16 protein-coding genes and 1 pseudogene are annotated in these 23,872 nt (G+C 69.4%); 4 read left to right on the top strand and 13 right to left on the bottom strand.

From position 1 onward, the window contains the following. Nucleotides 1-68: 68 nt before the first annotated feature. Entirely contained in the window at nt 69-2,147 is a 2,079-nt protein-coding gene (locus QYS60_RS07100) for a PhoX family phosphatase (protein WP_371382771.1), read from the top strand. Between the two features lie 52 nt (nt 2,148-2,199). Here the strand turns inward: QYS60_RS07100 and QYS60_RS07105 are convergent, their stop codons facing one another. From QYS60_RS07105 to QYS60_RS07145, 9 genes are all read right to left on the bottom strand, one after another. Continuing rightward, a complete protein-coding gene (locus QYS60_RS07105; protein WP_371382772.1) occupies nt 2,200-2,919 on the bottom strand; it encodes a haloacid dehalogenase type II in 720 nt (239 codons plus the stop codon). Between the two features lie 124 nt (nt 2,920-3,043). Beyond that, nucleotides 3,044-4,339 carry a PucR family transcriptional regulator gene (locus tag QYS60_RS07110; RefSeq protein ID WP_371382773.1) on the bottom strand — a complete coding sequence of 432 codons (1,296 nt, stop codon included), beginning with the start codon at nt 4,337-4,339 and terminating at the stop codon, nt 3,044-3,046. After that, nucleotides 4,332-5,759 (bottom strand): phytoene desaturase family protein, encoded by a 1,428-nt coding sequence (locus QYS60_RS07115; protein ID WP_371382774.1) that lies wholly within the window; start codon nt 5,757-5,759, stop codon nt 4,332-4,334. The genes QYS60_RS07110 and QYS60_RS07115 overlap by 8 nt, the downstream gene beginning before the upstream one ends. Further along, the gene (locus QYS60_RS07120) at nt 5,756-7,543 is read right to left on the bottom strand and encodes a DUF3556 domain-containing protein (RefSeq protein WP_371382775.1); all 1,788 of its coding nucleotides are present in this window, start codon (nt 7,541-7,543) and stop codon (nt 5,756-5,758) included. Before QYS60_RS07120 ends, QYS60_RS07115 begins: the two co-directional genes overlap by 4 nt. A gap of 82 nt (nt 7,544-7,625) precedes the next feature. Continuing rightward, a complete protein-coding gene (locus QYS60_RS07125; protein WP_371382776.1) occupies nt 7,626-9,086 on the bottom strand; it encodes a class I adenylate-forming enzyme family protein in 1,461 nt (486 codons plus the stop codon). Nucleotides 9,087-9,245: 159 nt separating this feature from the next. Beyond that, nucleotides 9,246-10,715, bottom strand: a complete 1,470-nt coding sequence (locus tag QYS60_RS07130) for an amino acid permease (protein WP_371382777.1) — start codon at nt 10,713-10,715, stop codon at nt 9,246-9,248. Between the two features lie 170 nt (nt 10,716-10,885). After that, nucleotides 10,886-12,253, bottom strand: a complete 1,368-nt coding sequence (locus tag QYS60_RS07135; RefSeq protein WP_371382778.1) for a cytosine permease — start codon at nt 12,251-12,253, stop codon at nt 10,886-10,888. 257 nt (nt 12,254-12,510) lie between these two features. Further along, nucleotides 12,511-14,472 carry a hydantoinase B/oxoprolinase family protein gene (locus tag QYS60_RS07140; protein WP_289380032.1) on the bottom strand — a complete coding sequence of 654 codons (1,962 nt, stop codon included), beginning with the start codon at nt 14,470-14,472 and terminating at the stop codon, nt 12,511-12,513. Next, nucleotides 14,472-16,532, bottom strand: coding sequence for a hydantoinase/oxoprolinase family protein (locus tag QYS60_RS07145; RefSeq protein ID WP_371382779.1), 2,061 nt, complete (start codon nt 16,530-16,532; stop codon nt 14,472-14,474). Before QYS60_RS07145 ends, QYS60_RS07140 begins: the two co-directional genes overlap by 1 nt. 110 nt (nt 16,533-16,642) lie before the next feature. On the opposite strand from QYS60_RS07145, the gene QYS60_RS07150 reads away from it, so the two are divergent. Both QYS60_RS07150 and QYS60_RS07155 read left to right on the top strand, forming a co-directional pair. Beyond that, entirely contained in the window at nt 16,643-18,202 is a 1,560-nt protein-coding gene (locus tag QYS60_RS07150) for a PucR family transcriptional regulator (protein WP_371382780.1), read from the top strand. A gap of 28 nt (nt 18,203-18,230) precedes the next feature. Next, nucleotides 18,231-19,781, top strand: coding sequence for a PucR family transcriptional regulator (locus QYS60_RS07155; RefSeq protein WP_371382781.1), 1,551 nt, complete (start codon nt 18,231-18,233; stop codon nt 19,779-19,781). A gap of 51 nt (nt 19,782-19,832) precedes the next feature. On the opposite strand, the gene QYS60_RS07160 is transcribed toward QYS60_RS07155, so the two are convergent. Both QYS60_RS07160 and QYS60_RS07165 read right to left on the bottom strand, forming a co-directional pair. Beyond that, nucleotides 19,833-20,114 carry a type II toxin-antitoxin system RelE/ParE family toxin gene (locus tag QYS60_RS07160; protein ID WP_371382782.1) on the bottom strand — a complete coding sequence of 94 codons (282 nt, stop codon included), beginning with the start codon at nt 20,112-20,114 and terminating at the stop codon, nt 19,833-19,835. After that, on the bottom strand, nt 20,111-20,401 hold the full coding sequence (locus QYS60_RS07165) for a type II toxin-antitoxin system Phd/YefM family antitoxin (RefSeq protein ID WP_371382800.1): 291 nt from the start codon (nt 20,399-20,401) through the stop codon (nt 20,111-20,113). The genes QYS60_RS07160 and QYS60_RS07165 overlap by 4 nt, the downstream gene beginning before the upstream one ends. Nucleotides 20,402-20,804: 403 nt before the next feature. Here QYS60_RS07165 and QYS60_RS07170 point away from each other — a divergent pair, with 403 nt between their 5' ends. After that, on the top strand, nt 20,805-21,953 hold the full coding sequence (locus QYS60_RS07170) for a hypothetical protein (RefSeq protein WP_371382783.1): 1,149 nt from the start codon (nt 20,805-20,807) through the stop codon (nt 21,951-21,953). A gap of 452 nt (nt 21,954-22,405) precedes the next feature. Here the strand turns inward: QYS60_RS07170 and QYS60_RS07175 are convergent. Together QYS60_RS07175 and QYS60_RS07180 are read right to left on the bottom strand one after the other, a co-directional pair. Further along, nucleotides 22,406-22,573, bottom strand: a pseudogene (locus QYS60_RS07175) (D-glycerate dehydrogenase); the annotation flags it as partial. Between the two features lie 295 nt (nt 22,574-22,868). Next, nucleotides 22,869-23,663, bottom strand: coding sequence for an NAD(P)H-dependent oxidoreductase (locus QYS60_RS07180; RefSeq protein WP_371382784.1), 795 nt, complete (start codon nt 23,661-23,663; stop codon nt 22,869-22,871). Nucleotides 23,664-23,872: the final 209 nt, after the last annotated feature.

The following is a 23,872-nucleotide window of genomic DNA, read 5'->3' on the forward strand; positions in this document are numbered from 1 at the left end:
TCTTTCCCTTCGCCTGGTTTCGGTCTCCTACGGTGCCCGCGTTGAACCGATTCGACGAGGGAGTACCTGTGAGTCCGAATTTCCTGCCGCTGATCGTCACGCACGACGGCAAGTCGTCACGCGCCGCCGTCACCTGCCGCTACAAGTGTGGCAACGCGTGTTCCCACGCCGTGCCCAACACCTCCGGGGGCGAGTACTTCGGTGACGTCGTGCGCACCGCCATGAGCCGGCGCGGCGTGCTGCGCGGCGGCGCGATGGCAGTGCTCGCGGTCGGAGCGGGCAGCGTGCTCGCCGCGTGTTCCGACGATGCGGGTAGCACCGGCGGCGCCGGCGCCACGTCGGGTCCGGCCGATCTCGGTCCTGCCCCCACCGGCACGGATTTCGTCGCGGTCGCGCCGAACACCGACGACGTCGTGACCGTTCCCGAAGGCTACGACCAGGCCGTCGTCATCCGGTGGGGCGACCCGGTGCTGCCCGACGCGCCCGCCTTCGACATCGGCAACCAGAGCGCGGCGGCGCAGGAGAAGCAGTTCGGCTACAACAACGACTTCGCCGGGTTGCTACCCGTCGACGGCGTGCCGAACACCTACCTGCTGGTGGTCAACCACGAGTACACGTCCGAGCCGTTCATGTTCGCCGGCTACGATCCCGACAACCCCACCGAGGAGCAGGTGCGCATCGGATGGGCCAATCACGGGCTGTCCGTCGTGCAGGTCAAGGGCGAATCCGGATCCGGTCGTCTCACAACGGAATTCGGTCCGTACAACCGGCGCATCACCGGTCTGACCGAGTTCCTCCTCACCGGTCCCGCCGCGGGCAGCGACCTGGTCCGGACCGCCGCCGATCCGACCGGCACCCGCGTGCTCGGCACCCTGAACAACTGCGCCGGCGGCCTCACCCCGTGGGGCACCGTGCTCTCCGGCGAGGAGAACTTCAACCAGTACTTCGCCAACGCCGAGAACGTCACCGATCCCGTCGCCGCCGAGCGACTCGCACGCTATGGCCTCGAGGGCGGCGCGTCGGAACGCCTGTGGGAGCGCTTCGACCCGCGTTTCGACATCGTCGCCACCCCCAACGAGGTCAACCGGTTCGGGTGGGTCGTCGAGGTCAACCCCTGGGACGCGACGTCCGTGCCGGTCAAGCACACCGCGCTCGGTCGGTTCAAGCACGAGGCCGCGACGATCCACGTCACGGCCGACGGCACCGTCGTCTCCTACAGCGGCGACGACGAACGCTTCGACTACATGTACAAGTTCGTCTCCTCCCGCACGATGCAGCCCGGCACGTCGCAGGCGGCGATGCGGCACAACATGACGCTGCTCGACGCCGGAACCCTGTACGTGGCCAAGCTGACCGGTGATGCACCGGACGAGATCGACGGCAGCGGTGCGCTTCCCGCCTCCGGCACGTTCACCGGCACGGGAGAGTGGATCCCGCTGCTGCGCACGACCGAGGACGGCCGCGGCGAGTCCCTGGTCGACGGCATGACCGCCGAGGAGGTCGCGGTGTTCACCCGCCTGGCCGGGGACAAGGTCGGGGCCACGAAGATGGACCGGCCCGAGGACTTCGAGCCGAACCCCGTCACCGGCAAGGTCTACGTCGCGTTGACCAACAACACCAAGCGCGGCGAGGACGGCAAGGCCGCGGCCGACGTGGCGAACCCCCGCAACAACAACAAGAACGGGCAGGTGCTCGAGATCGACGACGATCACGCGGGCACGTCGTTCACCTGGAGCCTGCTGCTGGTCTGCGGCGATCCGGAGGCCGCCGACACCTACTTCGGCGGCTTCGACAAGGCGCAGGTCAGCCCGATCTCGTGCCCGGACAACCTCGCCTTCGATCCACACGGCAACCTGTGGATCTCCACCGACGGCAACGCCCTGAAGTCCAACGACGGGCTGTTCAGCGTCGCGCTCGACGGTCCGCGCCGCGGGGAGACCAAGCAGTTCCTCACCGTGCCCGTCGGTGCGGAGACATGCGGTCCGATCGTGCAGGAGAACCGCGTCGTCGTATGTGTGCAGCACCCCGGCGAGACCGACGACGCCACGTGGGACGCCCCGTCGTCGCACTGGCCCGACGGCGGCACCGCCCAGCCGCGCCCCGCGGTCGTCGCGGCCTGGAAGTCCGACGGCCTGATCGGCGCCTGACCCCGTGCGCGCTTTTGGTAGCAGCCGCTACCAGAAGCGCGCACGGGCACCGTCAGGCGTCGAGTCGGCGGGCGAGGTCGACCAGGTCGTCGGCGATCACGTCCCAGTCCTGTTCCGCGTGCAGATCCGTGGTCTGGTCCGGGCCGTGCTCGGTGGGTCGCGCGAAGAACGCAGTCCGCAGGCCGCAGGCCTGCGCGGCCGCGAGGTCCTCGTTGTGGGCGGCGCACATGCACACCTCGCCCGGCTCCAGGCCGAGAACCTCGGCCGTGCGCAGGTACGCCTCGGGCAGCGGCTTGTACGCCTGCGCGACCTCGGCGCCGAGGACGGCGTCCCAGGGCAGACCGGCCCGTTTGGCGATGTCGACCATCATGCCGATGTTGCCGTTCGACAGCGGCGCGACGACGAAACGCCGCTTCAGCCGGGTCAGGCCCTCGACGGCGTCGGGCCACGGGTCGAGCCGGTGCCACGCGAGGTTGAGCCGATCGAGCTCGTCCCCCGGGACGCCGGCCGGATCGACGCCGACCTCGCGCAGGGCGTCCTCGAGGTTCTCCCGATGCAGCACGTCCAGGCGGACGAACGGCCGCGCGCCCGCCCGCACCGCCTCCATCGCCGGTTGATAGCGGGCCCGCCACGCGTCGGCGAACACGGCCGGGTCGGCGGCGCTTCCGTGGCGGGCCAGGAACGGCGCCGCCTCCCGCGCGATGCTGGTGCGCCAGTCCACCACAGTGCCGAACACGTCGAAGACCAGTGCCTTCACCCCGGAGATGCTCATACGCCGCATCCTCCCAGAACCGCCGGCCCGGTGCGCGTCAGCACAGCACCGCCGGGCCGGTGCGCGTCAACACAGCACCGCCGGGCCGGTGCGCGTCAACACAGCACCGCCGGGCCGGTGCGCGTCAACGCAGCACCGCATTTCCGAGGAACTCGCACGCCTGCAGCGCCAACGCGATGTCCAGCTTGTCGTGCACCGCGGGTGCGCTGGTCGGGTCGCCGAGCGCCTTGTTGATCCGGTACTTGACGGTGTTGCGGTGCAGGTTCAGTCGCTCCGCGGTGTGCAGGTGGCTCTCACCGGTGGCGAAGTAGGTGCCGAGGGTGACCCTCAGCATCGCGGCCTGCTCGGTGTCATCAGCGAGCGGACCGAGGATCTCGCCCACCCACGCGCGCGCGGCGTCGAGGTTGCGGGCGAGCAGCGACACCACCGCGACCCCGCGGTCCCCGAAGCCGACAACCCGCCGGGTGCACGTGGCCTGAGCCACCGCAATCGAATACGCGGCCTGGGCCTGCTCGTGGGAACGCCGGAAGCCGGCCAGGCCGGAGCCGGGCAGACCCACCGCGAGGCGACCGGCCGGATGGGAGCGCACGACGGTGCCGAGTGCCGCCGTGTCGATCACCGGCCGGCGCCGATCGAACGGGAGCCACGCCCACACCGTGCGCCGGTCGATGGCGGTGAGGATCGGCGGTGCGTCCGAGCCGAGTTGCACTGCCACCGCGCGCACCAGCCGGTCCAGCGGATTGAGGGCGCCGTCTGTGGATTCGGCTGTGGTCCAAGCAATCACCGCGACGTGACAGTGGCCGAGCCGGTACCGGGTCTCCGCCTCGAACGCCGCGGCGTCGGTCTCGGACCCGTCGACGAGACCGTGGATGAGGGCCGAGTGCACGTTGCCGCGCACGGCCGACCACCGGCGACGTTCCTTCTCGTACGCGTCGAACACGTACAGGGTGATCCAGTCGATGTACCGGTAGACCACCGCGGAGATGTACTCGACGACGTCGAGCGTCACCTGTGGCGGCAGGTTCATCGACCGCACCTCGTCGAAGCACAGCCGCATGAGGTCGTTCTGCCCCATGTGGTACGCACGGACGAGGGAATGCGACGGCACGTCGCGCTGCGCGAGCCGGAGCGCGTATTCCACTGCCGCCGTGGTGGGTTGGAGGTGGTCGGCGGGGATCTCGTTGGTGAGCACGTGGATGATCGTCGCGATGTTGCCGTGCACGCTCGCCTCGAGGAGTTCGACGAGTTGCGGATCCTCGTCGAGGTGGGCGATCTCGCGCGCCATCATCGCGGTCATGGACCGGGTGATCTCCCGCTGGCGGGCGTCGAACCGCCGCGCGACCTCGGCGACGACGCGCCGGACCTCGTCGGCGGCCGACGCTGCGCCCGCCGGCTGCCCCGAGAGCACCGGCTCAGTCACGGCCCGTGCTCCGCAGGTGCCGCAGCGCCGACTCGGCGGCGTTGTAGCCGCACATCCCGTGCGCGCCCGCCCCGGGCGGGGTGGAAGCCGAGCACAGGTACACCCCCGGAACCCCGGTACTGTAGGGGTCCAGGGCAATCCGTGGCCGGAAGACCACCTGCAGGTCCGCATTGGCGCCGCCGACGATGTCGCCGCCGATCTGGTTGGGGTTCTGCCGCGCGAGATCGGCCGGCGTGGTCGTCGAGGTCGCGACGACGCGGTCCCGGAACCCCGGCGCGAACCGCTCGATCTGCGCGACGATCGCGTCCGTCGCGTCACCGGTGTAGCCGGCCGGGACGTGGGCGTAGGCGTACACCGGGTTCAGGCCGCCCACCGAGCGGGTCGGGTCGGCGACGTACTGCTGGCCGAGCAGCACGAACGGCTTCTCCGGCATGCGTCCCGTCGCGACGTCGCGTTCGGCCCGGGCGATCTCGGCGAACTCGCCGCCGAGGTGGACGGTCCCGGCCCGCCCGCAGTCCGGATCGGCCCACGGGATCGGACCGTCGATCGCGAAATCGACCTTGAAGGCGCCGGGCGCATGCCGGAACCTGCGGTAGGACTTGGCGATCCGCGGCGGCATCATGTCGCCGAGGATGTCGAGGGCAGCGCCGGGCGCGACGTCGAGTAGGACGACGTCCGCCGGCGGCAGGTCCGCGGCGCGACGGACCCGGACGCCGGTGTGCACCTTGCCGCCGTGCTCGGCGAGCTGGGCTGTCAGGGCGCGCGCGATCGCGACGGAACCACCCTCGGCGACCGGCCACCCGTAGCGGTGTCCCGCGGCGGTGATCATCAGGCCCACGGCGGACGTCGCCGGGCGGTCCAGCCGGTGGTAGGCGTGGGCGGCCACGCCGCCGAACAGGGCCCGCCCCTTCGGCGTCCGGAACCAGCGGGCCGCGGCCGTCGCGGGCAGCAGAGCCCGCGGCCCGAACGCCGCCAGCCGCAGCGGATGCCGGGGGACGTTCAGCACCGGTCGCATCAGGTCCGCGGCCAGTGCGTCGAAGCCGGATGCGAGATCGGTGAACATCCGACGCCACCGCGGGCCGTCCGCGCCGAGGCCCGCAGCGGTGACGTCGAGGGAGCGGTGCAGCAGAGCAGCCTCGCCCCCGTCGAGGGGATGGGCACAGTCGATCTCCGGCCACCGCCACCGCAGGCCGTACCGTTCGAGGCCGAGGGTCTGCAGGTAGGGGGAGCCGGCGCCCATCGGATGGAAGGCCGAGCAGTGGTCGTGGACCAGGCCGGGGACGGTGAGCTCGCCGGAGCGGGTACCGCCGCCGATCTCCTCGGCTGCCTCGAGGACCTGGACGTCCACGCCGCGACGGGCGAGGTGGACGGCGGCGGCGAGCCCGTTGGGCCCGCTGCCGACCACGACCGCTGTACTCACGCCTTCACCTCCAACTGCCCGTCGTCTGTGCGGTCCATTGTCCACTGCACGTCGAACGGGATGGGTCCGTTGGGCAACCAGGGCTGCTCGGCGACGGCGTCGGCCACCCGATAGGTGCCGCGTTCGATCACGCCGAGGGCCGCGTCGATCACCTTGTACTCCTGGGTGCCCTTGTGGATGGGCTGCGATTCGATCCACGCGACGACGAACTCGCCGGGGGCGAAGTTGCAGCGGCGCTGGATGGCGGCGATGAGGTGCTCGTTGTGCAGGTGCCCGTCACCGAAGTTGAAGGCGACGATCGAGTTGCAGGAGAACTCGGCCTCGCGCAGGTCGTAGGTGTCGATGTCGTCCCCGAGGTGCCGCATCATCAGGGAGAACAGGGCCCGGCCCTGACTGTGCAGGGACCGCCAGCCGAGCAGCTGGTGCATCACCACGTCCGCGACGTCCTCCGGGTAGGTGGCGAGCAGCTGGGTGCGGGTGTTCTGCGCACCACGGACGATGTGCCGGTTCAGCTTCTCCTCGGCGCCCGGCGCGAACGCCCAGGTGGCCGACGCCCAGTTGCCGGCGTACTGCCGCATCGACGGCAGGAACGACACCAGGTCGGGCCGCAGGTTGCCCAGCACCGGGAAGAAGCACAACGCGGCGGTGATCGCACCGGCCAGCCACAGCGACGACATGTCGGTCACGGCGTAACCGTCCCACGCGGGGAAGCCCCAGAACAGGAAGACCGCGGCGTAGGCGAACAGCAGGTTCCATTCCAGCGGCACCGCGAGCGGGAAGGTCGACGCGATGAAGAAGTGGAACGCCACCATCAGCAGCACGGCGAGCAGCGTGAGGGTGCGGTTCGTGGAGAACAGCAGCACGAGCGGGGTGGCGATCTCGACGAGGGTGCCCAGGACGTGCCCGACGCCGCCGGCCAGCACGGACGGGCGCAGATCGTTCGGGAAGTTGCGGTAGTGCGCGCGCTTGACCGTCTTGGACAGCATCCACGGCGTGTTGCTGATCATCGGCGGGATCACCATGGAGAAGTGGTGGCCGAACTTCGAGACGCCGGCACCGACCCAGACGGTGACGATGAGCAGCTTGAGGGCGACGATCATGTCGACGAACGGCAGGAAGGTGAAGAACACGAGCGCGGGCAGGTACTGCTCGCTGCGCGCGGCGATGAAGATCACCTTGTCGCGCAGGCCGATCAGGACGAGCAGCACGATGACCGGTGCCACGACGGCGGGCCGGACCAGTCCCGCGTTGTCGGCGACCACCGCGTCGATCGAAGCGGTGTGGACACCCGGAAGAACAATGGCGACAAGAAGAGTGACGATCAGGACGGCGTAGAGCGCGACGTCGCCGACGGTGCGGCGGTCACCGGCCGTGCCCGGCACCTTGCCCGGCCACGGTGGGAGCCGGATCGTGTCCGGCTTCAGCCAGGAATGGAATCCGCCGGTCATCGGCTTGAAGTGCCCGGCGAGCGGGCCCCACGAGCCGCCGACGCCGAGCGCCTCCACCAGCACCGTCCACAGGATCAGCTTCTGGTAGACGATCGGCTGGTTCCACCACGACGCCACGTCGAGCCAGGACAGGCCCGAGGTCAGCGTCGCGAGGGCGGTGCCGGCGCCGACGTAGAGGAACAGCAGCTTGAGGATGTAGACGGTGTGCACCATCTTCGGGGTGCCGAATCCGTGGTCGACCCAGTGGGTCGCCATGGCCCGCAACCGATCCCGGAACGGGAGCTGACGGAAGGTGGCGGGATCCACTTCCGGGAAGTGGCCGGTCTTGAAACCCATGGGAATTCGCCTTTCGGGTAGGGGTGGCCGCCCCACCGGCCCGGGGCCGGCGAGTCGGAGCGTGTGGTGTCTTCGGAAGCGATCAGGCGTGCACGGGAGCACCGTGGCTGCGCCGCAGGCCGGGCTTGTCGATCTTGCCGACGGGGTTGCGCGGCAGGGAGTCGACGACGTGTACCTCGGTGGGCACCTTGACCCTCGTCAGCCGTTCGGCGACGTGTGTGAGCAGTTCGGTCCCGGTGACGGCCCGGCCGGGGCAGGCCACGACGTACGCGACGGGGACCTCGCCGTATACCTCGTGCGGCGCGCCGATCACGGCGGACTCGAGGACCGCGGGGTGGGTGGCGAGCGCGTTCTCGATCTCCTTGGGGTACAAGTTCTCCCCGCCGCGGATGATCATGTCCTTGATGCGGTCGACGAGGATGAGGTAGCCGTCCTCGTCGAGGCGGCCGACGTCGCCGGTGTGCAACCAACCGTCGACGACGGTGCGGGCCGTCTCCTCGGGCCGGCCGAGATAGCCGCGCATCACGTTGGGGCCCTTGATGATCACCTCGCCAGCGACGCCGGGCGGCAGGTGCCGGCCGTCGGGTCCGGCTACGGCGATCTGCTGACCGGGCAGCGCGGGACCGACCGTGCCGAGTTTGCGGGGGCCGTCGATGGGGTTGCACGCCGACGCACAGGTACCCTCGGTGAGCCCGTAGCCCTCGACGACGACGAGCCCGAAGCGCTGCTCGACGCGGTCGAGGAGTTCCTTCGAGATCGGGGCCGCGCCGCAGATCGCGAAGCGCAGCGACGAGGTGTCCACCGGGGTGTCCTGCGGCTGGGAGACCAGCAGGGCGTAGATGGTGGGCACGGCCGAGAAGTAGGTCGGTCGGAGCCGGGCCACGTCGTCGAAGAAGCGGTCCGGGGAGAACCTGCCGGTGATGCTGAGCTGCGCCCCGGCCAGCAGGGGCGCGAGGAAGCTGACCGCGATCGCGTTGACGTGGAACAGCGGCAGGATCAGCAGGCAGTGATCGGTCTCGGTCAACCGCAGGTGCGTGCGGAAGGAGTCCGCCATGAACTGCAGGTTCGCGTGCGTGAGCTGCACGCCCTTCGGGCGGCCCGTGGAGCCGGAGGTGTAGATCAGCAGGGCGGTGTCGTCGGGTTCCGGGTCGGCGCCGGCCGCCCATCCGGCGGGAGCGGCGACGGCCATGTCGTCCACGTGGATCACCGGGCGGCCGCCCGACGGGGCGCCGGGACCGGCGTTCACGACGAGTGCGGCTCCGGCGTCGGCGATCTGGTACTCCGCCTCGCTCGCGGTGAACGCCGGATTGACGGGGGTGGCCGTCGCGCGCAGCCGCCACGCCGCCATGAGGGCGACGAGCAGTTCGGCGCGGTTGGGCAGCATCACCGCGACGACGTCACCGGCCGCGATGCCGTGCTGCTGGAGCTGTGACGCGAAACCGTCTACTCTGCGGGCGAATTCGGCGTAGGTGAGCTGCCGGTTGTCGTCCCGCACGCAGGGCCGGTCCGATTCGTGGTGCCACACCAGATATTCGATCGTCACTACCGTCGGTCCTCTCCTCTTCGGCTGACTACGACGGTAGTGACGGGGATCACGTCCCGGCTACGGCCTCGCGGGCTCGAGTTCCGGCCGGGTGTTGTCCTCCGAGCACAACACCGCGCCGCCGGCTGCGGAAGGCAGCCGGCGGCGCGGAGCGGATCGTCAGTGGGCCGGATCGCCCGAGGAGGCCGGTTGCGGTGCCGCCTCGACGTGCATCGCCCGGGCCAGTGCCACCTCCTCGGGCGGAGTGGTGCGTGCACCGCCGCGCCGGCGCAGATACCGGGTCTTGAGGTGGTACGCGGCGAGGATGACGGCGAGCGCGATCAGCGACTGCACCAGTTCGGCACGGGCGCCGGTGAACCACATGCCGACGAGGATCGCGACGATGCCGGCCGTGACGACGACGGGCAGGGCCGGGTAGAGCCACACCCGGAACTGCAGGATCTCCGGCGACATGCGCTCCCATCGGCGGCGCAGCACCAGTTCCGACAGGCAGATCATGATGTACACGAACAGGCAGATCGCACCGGACGACGTCACCAGGTACAGGAAGATGGTGTCGGGCCAGACGTACGCGGCGACGATGCACACGTATCCGACGAACGTGCACGAGAGCACGCCCTTGAGCGGAACGCCCTTGGAGTTGACCGCCGTCATCCAGGCGGGGGCGTCACGATGCGCGCCGAGCACGAACAGCATCCGCGACGCGGTGTAGAGCCCGGAGTTCAGGCACGAGAGCACGGCGACGAGGACGACGAAGTTGAGGATCTCGGCCGCTCCGGGGATGCCCAGCAGGTCGAGGGCGGAGACGAAGGGGGATTCGCCGACGACGTAGCTGTCCCACGGCTGCATGGTGACGAGCAGGAACGTCGCACCGACGAAGAACGCGAGGATCCGGAACACGACGGTGCTGGTGGCGCGGCGGATCGCCGCGGCCGGCTCCTTCGACTCGGCCGCGGCGATCGTGACCAGCTCGGCGCCGGTCATCGAGAAGATGACGGCGACCACCCCGACCAGGACGGGGGTGAAGCCGTTCGGCAGGAAGCCGCCGTGGGCGGTCAGGTTGCCGAACGACAGGTCGGCCCCCGGCCAGACGCCCAGCACGTAGAGACCGGCCAGGACGAGGAACGCGATGATCACCGCGACCTTGATTCCGGCGAACCAGTACTCGGCCTCGCCGAAGTTGCCGACCGACAACAGGTTCACCACGGTCATGATCAACAGTAGACCGGCCGCCATCAGCCACAGCGGAACACCGGGGAGCCAGCGGCCGAGCAGGGTGGCCCCGACCACGGCCTCGATTCCGACGACGACCACCCAGAAGTACCAGAACAGCCAGCCGGTGGCGAAGCCCGCCCAGTTGCCCATGGCGTCGCGGGCGTACTCGGTGAACGAGCCGGTGCAGGGCTTGGCGACGGCCATCTCCCCGAGCATCCGCATGACGAGGAAGACGATGAGCCCGCAGATCAGGCAGGTGAGGATGGCTCCGGGGCCGGCTTGGCCGATGATCGCGCTGATGCCCACGAAGAACCCCGCGCCGATCACCCCGCCCATGGACAGCATGGTGAGATGGCGCCTCTTCAGCGCATGACCCAGGGTGTCGGACCTGTCGGCCGGTGAATCGGTGTGCACGGCACTCCCTTCGAGACCTGGTGTGCGGCGCCGTGGGGTGCCGGTTCCGGCGTCCCGGCGGCGCTGTCGCTCGGATGGGAGAACACTACGACCGCGATGTGACCCACGACATGTCCGCGATGTACACGTCTGTGGGTCACATTGGCCGCCGGGGCGATTGTCGGCCGGATTCAGACCGGTTGTGCCTCGTCCGGCGCCGCCTCGGGTTCCTGCGACGCCTCGGGCTTCTGCGACGACTCGGGTTCCGAGGGCGCACGATCCGTCGGTGTGAGCAGCATGTAGCTGCCCGCGGCCAGCAGCACCGTCACCACCGGGGCGAGCTGCGCCCACGTCGCGCTGACCTCCTGCACGGTGAGCACGATGCCCCCGACGGAGGAGATCAGCCACGCCAGTGCGCCGCCGGACGCGGTGCGGGGCATGACGCGACCCCGATCGCGCAGCACGTAGACCACCGCGATCGCCACCCACGCGGTGATGAGCACGCCCTGCCAGGCGAGGGCCTGCAGCAGGTATCCCAGCACGTCGGTGAGCATGAGCAGGTAGGCGAGCACGGCGGTGACCACCACCCACACCGCCCGGGGCACGTCGAGGCGCAGGGCCCGGTGGACGAACACCTGCAGGTTGGTGGAGGCGAGGTAGAAGTTGGCCGAGTTGATGCGGGTCTGGGACACGATGATCAGCAGCACGCCGGCGAAGCCGAGGGAACCGACGACCGCCTCGACCACGCCGGTCTCGGTGCCGGCGATGTCCCAGGCGCCGAGGAGGTAGAGCCCGACGAGTCCGTTGACGCCGAAGGTCAGCGCGTAGAACACCCAGCCGAAGGTGACGGTGCCGTGGAAGCCGGCGTCGGCGCGGCGACCGAGCCGCGCGTAGTCGAAGGTGTACATCATCAGCACCCAGACACCCATGTAGACGAGGTAGGCGGTGAGCCAGCCCGGAAGCGGACCCGACGCCACCGTGGCGGTGAGCCACCCGGTGGGGTAGCCCTGTTGCACGGTCGCGGCCACCACCACGGCGACCATGCCGACGAGGTAGAACGGCAGCAGGATCCCGTTGAGCTTGTCGAGCCATGCGGCCACACCGCCGATCACCACGGGGATCATGTACACCGTGCACAGCAGGTACCACAGCCTGATGTCGCCGCCGAAGTACTCCTGCAGGGCCACGGCGACGATGGATCCTTCGAAGACCCCGTAGTAGAGCGCGGTGGCGGCGAACAGGGCCGGGGCGAGCAGTGAGCCGACGGCACCGAACATGCGCCGCGACAGCAGCTCGACGGACAGGCCGGTGTGGATCGCATAGCGGGAGAGCAGCAGATTGACGACGCCGAAGGTGGCGACGGAGGCGGCCATCCCGGCGAGGGTCGCCGGCACCCCGACCGCGCCGGCCGAGGCGACCGCGATGTAGAGCCAGAACATGGCGCTGAACATGGCCCACCAGGCCATCGTCAGCGACCAGCGGGACAGCCGGCCGGATTCGGGCACGCGTTCGTGTTCCGCGGAGAATTCGGGGGCGGAGTCGGTGAGGTGATCGGACATGGGGTCGCCTCTCGAGGGGAGGGAATCCGAACCGGCGCAGGGGCGCACGACCGCCCGCGGCACGGGAGGTTCGGCAGGGGGAGTCTTCGGGGAGGGGAGAGCGGAAACCGAGGCGGGGCAGCGGGATCGCTGCCCCGCCTCAGGTCTCAGGACCAGTGCGCGACGGAACGGGTCTGCAGCAGGTCGCGGAACAGGGCGGGGGGGGGGGGCCGCTCCCGGGGGGGGGGGCCGGGGCCCGCCCCCCCCCGCCTCAGGTCTCAGGACCAGTGCGCGACGGAACGGGTCTGCAGCAGGTCGCGGAACTGGGCGGTGGTGGTGGGCAGCAGCTCGCCGGTGCCCCAGTCGACGATCACGCCGTAACGGCGCACGAGGTCGAGCATGGACAGCTCACCGGTGCGGTAGCGGGCCGCGACGGATTCGGGGTCCTCGTCGAGCCAGTCCCGGCGTGCCGACCGGATCTCGGTCCGCATCCGGTCCGTCGCGTCCACGTCCAGCTCGTAGCGGTCGATCTCCGGGTCGACGGGGACGATCACCACGCCGTAGTCCAGGGCGGCGCGCTCGACGGAGACGTAGCCGTCGATCACGTCCTCGAGAACGGCCTCCGGGTCCCGCTGCAGCGGATCCCCGTAGCCCCCACCGCCCGCGGACGGCCGATCGAACGAATCACCTGATTGGACAGGAACATTGGAGAACACCGATCCGAGGAAACGCTCCTCGGGGGTGCCGCGGTTGAGCCAGACGCCGTGCGGGATGGACGGCAGACCACCCTCGATGCCCCAGGTGACCGAGCGGGAACGGTCACAGCAGTACGACATCACGCTGTTGTCACTGTCGGTGAGGACGCCGCCCTTGGACAGGCCGCACCCACCACGGTATTCGCCGGGCCCACCGGAATCGGTGATGATGGCGTGCTCGGTGGTGAGCACGGGGGTGAGGCGTTCCTGTCCCTCGCAAGGCTGCACGGCCAGGCCGATGCCGAACACCGGTGCAGTGGCGCTCGATCCGTCCTTCGAGCTGCGGCCTCCCCAGCCGCCGGCCATCCAGTCGTACCACATGAAGAACGGCCGCTCCTCGGTGCGGGCGTCGCGCCCACCGACGAGCAGGTACTCGAGGTTGAACGAACACGCGATGGCCCGGGAGGGCACGACCTTCGACCACAGTTCGAAGATCGCGTTCATGATCTTCTCGTAGGGGCCGGAGCAGAACCCGGTCACCGCGTGCGGCCAGCCGGCGTTGACGACGGTGCCTTCCGGCCCGAGGTCGGTGTGAATCGCGTTGTACAGGCCCGAGTTCAGCGGCACGTCGGGGAAGAAGGACTTGGTGCCCGCCACGATTCCGGAGAAGGCGGTGCCGTAGCCGCTGTTGAGGAAGCTGGCGACGGCGGGCGCACTGCCGGTCAGGTCGTAGCTGAGCTGGTCGCCCTCGATCGTCATGGTGACGCGGATCGGAACGAGGCCCTCGGGACGCGCCGGATCGGAGTCGAGGTAGTCCTCGGTGGTCCAGGTGCCGTCCGGCAGGTCGGCGACCCGGCTGCGCACGATGCGCTCGACGTAGTCCTGGACCTCGCGCATCGCATCGGTGACGGTGCCGCGACCGTATTTGTCTACCAAACGGTGGATTTCGCGTTCACACACGCCCGTCGCCTCGGCCTGGGCGTGCAGGTCGCCCATGCTGATCTCCGGCGACCGGGTGTTCGCGACGAGCAGTTTCGCGACGTCGGCGAGGAAGCGGCCCTCGTGCCACACCCGCACCGGGGTGATCCGCAGGCCCTCACCGAAATGTTCGGTGGCGGTCACGTCGAACGAGCCGGGGACGCTGCCGCCGATGTCGGCCCAGTGTCCCTTGTTCTGCGCGAAGGCGATGAGGACCCCGTCCGCGAAGATGGGCCGGACGAAGCTGACGTCGTTGAGGTGGGTGCCGCCCCGGTAGGGGTCGTTGACCATGAAGATGTCGCCGGGGTTGATGTCGGAGCCGAATTCCTCCAGCACGGCCTTGCACTGGAAGTGGAGGGTGCCGACGTGGACGGCGATGTCCTGGCTGCCCTGCATCACGGTGTTGCCCTCGGCGTCGCAGAGCGCGGAGGAGAAGTCCCGCGAGTAGATGACGAACGAGTAGCAGGTGCGCAGGATCTGCTCGGACATCAGGTCGACCGACGTGGCGAACGCGTTCTTGAGGACCTCGAACGTGACCGGATCGAGGGTGGGGGAGGTGGTGGTCATCAGGACTCCTGGATGTCGATGCGGATGTTCGCCCACTCGTCGATGGTGGCGGTGGTCCCCGGGGGGACGACGGTGGTGGAGTCGAGCTGGGTGATCACGGCGGGGCCGGGGATGCGCGTACCGAACTCCAGGGTGTCGCGGTCGAAGACGGGTGTGTCGAGCCGTCCGTGCACCTCGTCGAAGTAGACGCTGCGCCGTTCCACGGGCACTGGCTCCGCCGTGGTGGGTTCGGAGGTGCGCGGGAAGTTCGGCTTCGGTGTGGTACCCACCGCGCGCAGGCCGATCTGGTAGATCTCCACGGGCGTGTCGTCGCGCCGGAACGAGTAGTCCCGCTCGTGCTCCTCGTGGAATCGTTCGACCGCCTCCGCGAGGAAGCCGGGACCGCTGCCGGCGGTGACGGTGAGCGACCGCCACTGTCCCGCGTAGCGCATGCTGATGTGACGGTCGAGCACCATCCGATCGGGTGCGACCCCCTCGTGCCGAAGACGCTGCGTGCCCTCCTGCTCGAGGCGCAAGAACTCGCGTTCGAGTGCGGTCGTGTCGATCTCGTCGACCCGGCCCTGGAACATCGCCGACAGGTCGTGCCGGATGTCGACGAGCAGGCACCCCTGCGCCGAGGTGATGCCCGGGTGGGGCGGCACCACGACGGTGGGAATGGACAGCTCCTTCGCGAGGGCCGCGCCGTGCAGGGCGCCCGCGCCGCCGCAGACGACGAGGACGAAGTCGCGCGGATCGTAGCCCCGGCGAATTGACAACAGCCGCACCGCATCCGCCATGTTGGCGTTGGCCACCTGGATGATGTTGCTCGCCGCGGTGTCGGCGTCGAGGCCGAGGGGTCCGGCCACGCTCTGCTTGATCGCGTTCTCCGCGGCCGCCACGTCCAGGGTGAGTCCGCCACCGATGAGGGCGGTGCCCAGGCGGCCGAGCAGCACATTGGCGTCGGTGTTGGTCGGCTCGGTGCCGCCGCGCAGGTAGCAGGCCGGGCCGGGGGAGGCGCCCGCGGACTGCGGCCCGTTGCGCAGCGAGCCCGCCTCGTCGAGCCAGGCCAGCGATCCGCCGCCCGCACCGATCGTGAGCACCTCGATGCTGGGGAAGGAGATGGGGAAGCCGTACTCGACCTGCCACTGCTTGGTGGTGCGGACCTCGCCGTCGTAGACGAGCGAGATGTCGGTGCTGGTGCCGCCCATGTCCAGGCCGATCGCGTTGGGGTATCCGCAGCGGGTCGCGATGTCGGCCACGGCGATCGCGCCGGCGGCGATGCCCGAGGCGGCGAGGCGGACGGGGTACTTCTCCACCATCGCGGGGGTCATGGAACCGCCGCCGGAATGGAGCAGGAGCAGGTCGCCGTCGTACCCGTCGGTGCGCAACTGCGCTTCGAGCCGGTTGACGTATCCGCTGACCAGCGGTGCGAGCACGGCGTTGGCCACGGTGGTGGAGGCGCGGTCGTACTCGAAGATCTCGGGAAGGATCTCGCTCGAGGTCGACACGGTGACGTCGGGCAGCTCGGCCTCGAGCAGGGCCCGTACGCGCTCCTCGTGAGCGCTGTTGACGTAGCTGTTGATCAGGCACACCGCCACGGTCTTGATGTTCTTGCGGCGCAGGATCCGGGCGATCTCGCGGACCTCCGCCTCGTCGAGGGGGGTGACGACCTCGCCGGCGTAGTCGATGCGCTCGGTGACCTCGTACCGGTCACGGCGGCGGATGTAGGGGGTGCCGACGTCGACATACGTGTCCCACAGCTCGTCCTTGGTGCCGTCGCGGATCTCGAGCACGTCGCGGAACCCCCGGGTGGTGACCAGGGCCGCGGGCGGGAAGTTGCGGGTGATGAGCGCGTTGGTCGCGACGGTGGTGCCGTGGGAGAACAGAGTCACCTCGGCCAGGTCGATACCCGCGGTGCGCACACCGTCGATCACGGCGCGCATGGGATCGTCGGGGGTCGAGGGGACCTTCGCGATGCGGGTGGTCGATGCGCTCTCGTCGAAGATGCACACGTCCGTGAAGGTGCCGCCGACGTCCACGGCGACGCGCAGGTGGGGGTTGCGAGATGTGATCATCGTCATACTCCTGAATCGGGTGGACTCAGTATTCGACCTGGTCGGCAACCCATCAATTGGAGAAAGTGAATCGAGTTCCCCGAATCATTGGAGATTCTCACAGCGGAGGGAGAAAGATGTCGGGCATGCTTCCGGACCGTTTCCGGCTCGTCGACCTGCTGCTCGAACCCGACCTCGGGCTCCGGCTGGTGACCGACGCCGACCCCAATGTGGGAATCACCGGGGCGCACCCGATCGAGATCGAGAACCCGACCCGATGGTTGCGGCCGGGATCGATGATGCTCACCACCGGCTCGCGCTTTCCCGCCCTCGAGCACCCGCAGCAGGCCTGCCGCGAGCTGATCCGCGAACTCGTCGGGGCCGGCATCACCGCACTCGGGTACGGCGTGGGAGTGATCACCGGCGACATCCCCCGGTCCCTGCTCGACGAGGCCGAACGCCATCGGTTCGCCGTGGTGGCGATCCCGCCGGAACTGCCGTTCATGGAAGTGGTCGGACGCGTCAACGCGGCAGTACAGGCGCAGGACTCGATGCTGCTGCGACGTACGCTGCAGATGCAGAACCACCTGCTCGAGGCGATGACCGCCGAGTCCCCCGAGGCCGACCTCGTGGCCCGTCTCACCGGGCTGCTCCGCAGCAGCGTGGTTCTCTACAACGAGGTCGGCGACGTCGTGGCCTCGGCCGGCGGCGCGCCCGTGCACCTGATCCGCAATCAGTTGCGCGGCCGGGACGGGCGGCTGCTGTTCCGGGTGGGCCGGTGGTCGGTGAGCGCGCACTCGATCTCGCCGGGCGATCAGCACTACTGGCTGGCCCTCGCGTCCAAGAGCAACGAACTCGCCGACCCGCTCACCGCACCCGCGGTCGAGGTGTCGCTGCGGCTGCTCAACACGATCGAACGCACCCGCCAGCGCGCCACCGTCGAGAACCGCGCGCGGCACGCCGCACTGGTGCGGGCACTGGCGTCGGGCGATCCGTCCGACACCGACACCGTCCTCGATCAGCTCGAGATGCTCCGATTCGGCCCCGAACCCGACATGCGGATGCTGGTCCTGTCCGCCGCCCCCGACTACGACAACCGCCGATGGGTGTTCCGGGCGAACTCCCTGCTCGACGCCGTCGAGTCGGACGTGTCGGGTCTGGCCCGCGACATCGGGCTGACCCTGCTGCTCGCCCGCGGCGACGACGGCCTGGTCGGAGTGGTCCCGGCCCGGGCCGAGGCCTTCGAGTCGTGGTCCCACAACCTCCCGCCGGGATTGACGTGCGGCTCGAGCGAGCCGTTCACCGATCCCGCGCGCGGGCCCGGCAAACTGCGGGAGGCGCGCTGGGCGCGACGGTCCGCCGAACGGCTCGGCAGAACCGCTCAGCGCTTCGAGGACGTGAGCCTCGCCGACTGGCTGCTGGCGGGCCGCGACCCGCAGCAGGCCCTCCGGCGCGCCACCACGGTGCTGGGCCCCCTGCTCGACGGTCACGACGACCTGGTCGACTTCCTCGTGCTGCACCTGGCCCGGGACCTGGACGTGGGGCGCACCGCACGGGAGCTGAACCTGCATCCGAACACCGTGCGGCACCGGGTGAAACGCGTCGAGGACCTGCTGGGCCGGTCCCTGCGTTCCCCGCGGGACGTCACCGACCTCCATTTGGCCCTCGAAGTACTCGCCGAACGCCCCACCTCATAGCCGCCCGGTGCGGGGAAGGATCGTCCTCATGGCCATCACCGTGCGTCGGCTCACGACGCTGCCGGAACTCGGGCTCACCCTCGTGGCGGGTCGCGACGGCGCCGACCGTGTCATCGAATGGGCCCATCCGATCGAGCTTCCCGACCCCACCCCGTGGCTCTCGGGCGGAGAGCTCGTCATGACCACCGGCCTGGAGATCGGTGCCGACGCCGACGCGCAGTTCGCGTACCTCCAGGGCCTGGTCGGGGCCGGATGCGTGGCATTGGCGTTCGACACCGGCACCCGGTTCGACCGCGTGCCCGACGGTCTTCGCGCCGCGGGTGACGCACTCGGGTTCCCGGTACTCGCCGTGCCCGCCTCGACGCCGTTCATCGCCATCACCCGGGCGGTCATCGACGAACTGACCGCCGATCAGGTTCGCGCGGTGCAGCGGGTCGTCGATCAGCAGGAGCGGCTGGCCCGGGCCACGCTGCGCGGGGGCGTGCCCGCGGTGGTGACCGCGCTCGGCCAGGCACTCGCCGGCGTCGTCGCCGTCGTCGACCCCGATGATCGCGTGCTCGCGGAGTACGGCTCGGACACGAGCCGGGCGATCCGGCACGCCCGCGCGGTGTCGGAGTCGGCGTCCCGGTCGCCGCGGCGGCGGCAGCTGAGCAAGGTGCTGGCCGACGACGGCGGCCACTACACCGTGCAGAGCATCGCGGCCGCCCAGGACCTCTACGGATACCTCGCCGTCGGCACCGCGGAACCCCTCCCGCCGGCCGACCGCCTGCTCCTCGCGCACGCCGTGTCGCTGATCTCCATCGAACTCGGCAAGCCCGCGAAGGTGCAGAGCGCGGAGCAGCGGCTGCGGGCCGTCGTCACCCGGACGCTCTTCGACGCACCCGAACGCATGGACGCCGGCCTGCTCCGGTACTTCGGATTCGAGCCGGCCGACACCGTCGCGGTCGCCGTGCTGACCGAGGTCGGTCCGCTGCTGCCGGCGGAACGGCAGGTCGGCGCAGCCCTCGCCGCCGAGGGGATCCCCCACCTGACGGCCTCGGTCGGTGCGGATGTCGCGGTGGTCCTGCCGGCCGACCGGGCACGCGAGATCGCGGCCCGGGTCCAGGACCGCGTCCGCGCGCAGCTCGGCCGCTCGGTCCGCTGCGGGCTGGGCGGTCCGTGCGCCGTGACGGACGCGAACACCAGTGTCCGTCAAGCGCTCTCGGCTGCCCGTGCGGTGCGGGACGGGGGCGGGGCACCGGTGGTGTTCGCCGAACTGGGCACCTTCTCCGTGTTGCTGGGCATGCAGGATCCGGATGCGCTGCAGGCCATCGCCCGCACCGGGCTGGAAGCCCTCGATGCCTACGACGAGAAGAACGGTGCGAGCGGACGATTGGTCGAGACCCTTGCCGCGTACCTCGAGCACAACGGCCAGGCCGAAACCACCGCCGTCGCGCTCGGCATCCACCGGCACACCCTGCGAAACCGGCTCGCCCGCATCGCCGAACTCACCGGGCGCGACCTCGACTCGATCCACACCCGGGTGGAGTGGTGGCTGGCCGTCAAGGCACGCGAAATGCTTAACGGTCGTGGCGGATAGGTGCCTGCATCCGGTCACAGCGCCTCGCCCCCAGGTTGCGCCCGGGAAGAGTCAGGTGCGGTACGCGTCGGCGCGATAGGAGATCGCGGTGACGCGGACCTGGCGGGTGCTGTCGTCGATCAGGTACAGCACCCGGTAGGAGCCGCGGCGGGCGGAGTAGGCCTGCGCCAACGGTGGCGCGAGTTCCTTGCCGACCCGGCGCTGGTTCTCGAGGAGGGGTCCGGTGATGAACTCGTACACCGCGGCGGCGACCTTCTCGGGCAGGGTCCGCTCGAGCGCACGGGCAGCGGTACGGGCCACGATCAGGGTGTAGGGCCCGTCGGGGACGCTCACTCGTCGTCGGGCTTGTCCGCCGACATGATCTCGGCGAGGGATGCGGCGTCGAGGCTGTCCCCGGTCTCGAGCTCGGCCATTCCCGTGAGGTGGTCGGCAAGCAGGGACTTCTCGGCCAGCACGGCAATGGTCTCGCGCAGCGCGTCGTAGTCGTCGGCACCGAGCAGCACTGCGGCCCGGTGCCCGTTTCGGGTGATCTCGAACCGCTCGTGGGTGCGCTCGGCCTCGTCGACCAGGCGGGAGAACTGCGCCCGCGCCTCGGCCACCGGAAGGGTCGTCATGTACACAATTGTAGCCAACTTTTCCGGTGCCCGCCGCAGCCTCGACTCGATCCACACCCGAGCGGAGTCGTGGTCGGCCGTCGAAGCGCGGGAGATGCCGGACGGTCGTGGCAGGACGCTCCGGGCCTGGGCGGGGGATGCAACGCGGCGCAACGGTTGTGACGCGTGATCGTTTCGAGTGTGCTCCGAGTCACATTCTCACGAGTCGCATCCTCACGGGAAGGACACCCCGATACTCCACGCTCCCACGGCCGGTTCCGAACTGCGCCGCCGCAACTGACGAAGAAAGCTCGAGGACACGGTCCGCAATCCGGCAGCCGACTCCGGCGACCACACCCCCCACCGATGTCCTCGGCCGATGTCCCCCACCCCTCGATTCGAGGGCATCACAGAAGGTTCCGGTATCCCCATGTCCGAACGCTCACACGCCGGCACGTCCCCGGGGTGGCTCAGACTCGGTGTCGCCGACACCGCCGTGGTCGTCACCGTTTCCGTTGCGGCGTGGTACCTGCTCGCCGACCCGCAGTTCAGTCCGTTCGATCTGTATCCGCTACCGTTCAATGCCCTCCTGTTCTGGGCTCTCCTGTTCGTCGTGTGGGCCGGATTCAACCTCGAGTTCTGGGGATTCGATCGGCTACGGCAGCCGTGGCGTGGACTGGTGTTCCTCGGCGCCACCTCGGTTTTCGCCGTCGTTGTCACCTATGTCCTCGCGAGCGGGATCGGCCACCTGTATCCCGACTTCGCGGCCGGCCGTCCCGACGGCCTGGGCTACTTCACGGGTGCGCTGTTCGTCCTGTTCGGTTTCTCCACGTGGGTTCTCGTGGTGCTCAACTGGGGACACTGGCCGTGGACCGATCTGGGTCTGAAACAGCCGTGGGTCGGTGCCTGCGAGATCGTCACCCTCCTCGTCCCGACCGCCCTGCTCTATTTCGTACTGGGTGTACCCGCGGTCTCGGACACCGTCCGGGAGGGGGCGGCGCTGTTCGACGTCGACACACTGCTCGGCTGGTACTACTCGATCATCGTCGCGATCGTGCTCACCGGGCAGACCCTGGAGAACTGGCCGTGGCGGCTGGCCGGGAGCCGCATGCGGGTCGCGCTGGTCTCGACGATTGGCAACATCGCGCTCGGCACCATGTTGTTCGTGGCACTGCGCGCCGTGTGCACGGTGCTCGTCGGCGCCGGCACGGCCGCCGATCCGGGCTTCCCGATCGATCAGTACCCGGCGCAGCTGGGCGTGTGCTGGGTGGCATGGATGATTCTGTGGGCCAACGCTTTCGGAAACAAGCCGACGGAGGCCGGGGCCGTGGCGAATCTGGTGTCCCGCGTGGCGATCACGTTCGCTCTCGCCGTGATCACGTTCGTCCTCTACTACTACGTGGTCGCCGAGATCGTGCTGCACGAACCGGCTGTCGCCGACGGCCTGCACGGCAACGCCCTCGGGTTCATGGACCTGTTCGCGTTGGTGACGCTTCTGTACGTCGTCGGCTTCGAATCCTTCGGGATCCGACGACCCACCGTTCCCGCACCCGAGGATCGCGTCGTCGCGCATCCTTGATCCGACGGTCCCGCCGACGTGCGACGCCCGTCCCGCCGCGGCCGGACGCGACGGGACGGGCACTCCTCCGGGCAGCTCCGGTCAGTCCGCGGCTCCACCCAGGGGCGGTGGAGCCGACCGGTACCGGACCGGAGTCCTGGAGAAGGTCAAGGGGTTTCCGATCTGCGGCGTGGCACTTCCGGGCACGGACACCACGGCGTCGAGACCGGGTCGGCAGAATCGCCGGCTCAGCTCTGCGTGGCGTCGAAGGCTGCCCGATCCGAGTGGGCAGCGCAACTCGGTGCGGACGTCGATGGTGGCGCGGAACTATCGAGCGAGGTGGTTGTCGGTGGCCAGACCCGGATGCGTACGAGCGGACATACTTCCTTTGAACTTGTCGGGGGCAATCAGACCCACCGGGGACTTCGTCCTTCGTGGGTGCCTTCGAGATTGTCGGTAAGCAGGAAAAGCGCTCACCGCGTCCATGCTTCGGGATCGACCATGTGCGGTGGGAGGTCACCACGGGCCATGGCGATCGCATTTTCTGCGCACAGTCGAGCCATCTCGGCGCGCACCGACACGGTCGCACTTCCTACATGGGGGAGGAAGCCGAGGCCGGTGGAGGCGTCGGCGAGGACCGGAAAGGCCGATAGGGCGGCGAGTCGGTTGTAGAGTCCTACCGCCGTGTAGTCGATACGATGCCGCTCGGCGAGGGTGGTGATCCTGCCGGCGGCGATGGCGCGGGTGCGGCGCTGTCTTCGGCGATCACCGTGGGCACCGATACGGCGGTCTCGGCCGGGCGGACATGACGGTTACTTCGCGGTACATGTCGTGGGCGGTGCTCAGGACACGGTCGAGCGGTGGGCGGTGTGAGCCGTCGAGACAACAAATTGGAAGCCCGACGACGTCAGCTTCGACTGGTCGACGGGCGCTCGGTCATGGTGTGACCGAGGGAGCGACGGCAGCGCGGCTCTCGGGTGGTGGCTGGGGTCGGTCGAAACTGCGACCGAGGTCGTAGGCCTGCCGAAGGTACTGTTGCACCTTTTCGGGCGTCGCCGCTGTGGCGGCGTAGAAGTACACGTGTTCGACGTCCTGGATGCCGGGGAACCGGAAGCCCCACTCGTCGAGGACCTTGCCGATGGCGTCCCGGACTCCGGTGTCGTAGGAGTCCTTGTCGAAGATCGTGGAGGTCATGATGAGTACCCGTCTGTGCTCGAGCAGCGGGATCCGACCGTTGACGTCGCCGTGCCAGCCCTCGGAGGTGAGACCGAAGGCAAAGTCCAGGGTCCAGACCCGGTCGATCCAGCCTTTGAGTATCGAGGGGAAGTTGCAGTAGTGAATCGGTGCGATGAAGGCCAGGGCGTCGGCGGCGGCGACCTTGGCCTGCTGCGCGAGGACGTCTTTGGGCATGCGGCTGCGGATCAATGCGGCGATTTCGGCCGGTGACTTGCCCCGCAGTGCCCGCTGGGCCAGCCACCGCTGCCCAGGCCATCGGCAGGAGTCCAGCACGCGGCTGCGTAGATCCATCTGCTCGAGGATGTCGGCAGGGATGTCGGGGCTGGTGTAGCTGGCTACGTCCCGGTCTCTGAATACGGGGTCGAACTTGATTGCGTACAGGTCGATGACCTCACTGGTGTGCCCGGCTTCCTGGAGGCCCGCGGTGAACCGATCGAGCACGCCGTGGCAGAACGAGTGTGGGTCGTGGTGTGCGTAGATGGTCAGCACCTTCATGACAGGGTCCTTCCCGTTCGGTACTGCTGTGACCGGATGTCCTTCGGTCCGTAGGCCGACTGTGTGCCTTGTCCGGTCGTGCGGACAGAGCCAAAGGTCCTCTCGTCCCGACCGAACGAGGGTCGATGTCTGTCGGGTAAGCCTGGGCGCCCTTCGGGGTGCCCTGGGGTGACGAGGCGGCACCGCACAAACCGCGACTTCCTGATCTC

The sequence above is a fragment of the Rhodococcus sp. GXMU-t2271 genome, from assembly GCF_041414735.1.
Taxonomy (GTDB): Bacteria; Actinomycetota; Actinomycetes; order Mycobacteriales; family Mycobacteriaceae; genus Rhodococcus; species Rhodococcus indonesiensis.

Bases quoted from the DNA above. Each gene is read 5' to 3' on its own strand.
- QYS60_RS07105 (WP_371382772.1), bottom strand. From the start codon at position 2,919: ATGAGCATCTCCGGGGTGAAGGCACTGGTCTTCGACGTGTTCGGCACT.
- QYS60_RS07120 (WP_371382775.1), bottom strand. From the start codon at position 7,543: ATGGGTTTCAAGACCGGCCACTTCCCGGAAGTGGATCCCGCCACCTTC.
- QYS60_RS07135 (WP_371382778.1), bottom strand. From the start codon at position 12,253: ATGTCCGATCACCTCACCGACTCCGCCCCCGAATTCTCCGCGGAACAC.
- QYS60_RS07140 (WP_289380032.1), bottom strand. From the start codon at position 14,472: ATGACCACCACCTCCCCCACCCTCGATCCGGTCACGTTCGAGGTCCTC.
- QYS60_RS07145 (WP_371382779.1), bottom strand. From the start codon at position 16,532: ATGACGATGATCACATCTCGCAACCCCCACCTGCGCGTCGCCGTGGAC.
- QYS60_RS07150 (WP_371382780.1), top strand. From the start codon at position 16,643: ATGTCGGGCATGCTTCCGGACCGTTTCCGGCTCGTCGACCTGCTGCTC.
- QYS60_RS07155 (WP_371382781.1), top strand. From the start codon at position 18,231: ATGGCCATCACCGTGCGTCGGCTCACGACGCTGCCGGAACTCGGGCTC.
- QYS60_RS07170 (WP_371382783.1), top strand. From the start codon at position 20,805: ATGTCCGAACGCTCACACGCCGGCACGTCCCCGGGGTGGCTCAGACTC.
- QYS60_RS07180 (WP_371382784.1), bottom strand. From the start codon at position 23,663: ATGAAGGTGCTGACCATCTACGCACACCACGACCCACACTCGTTCTGC.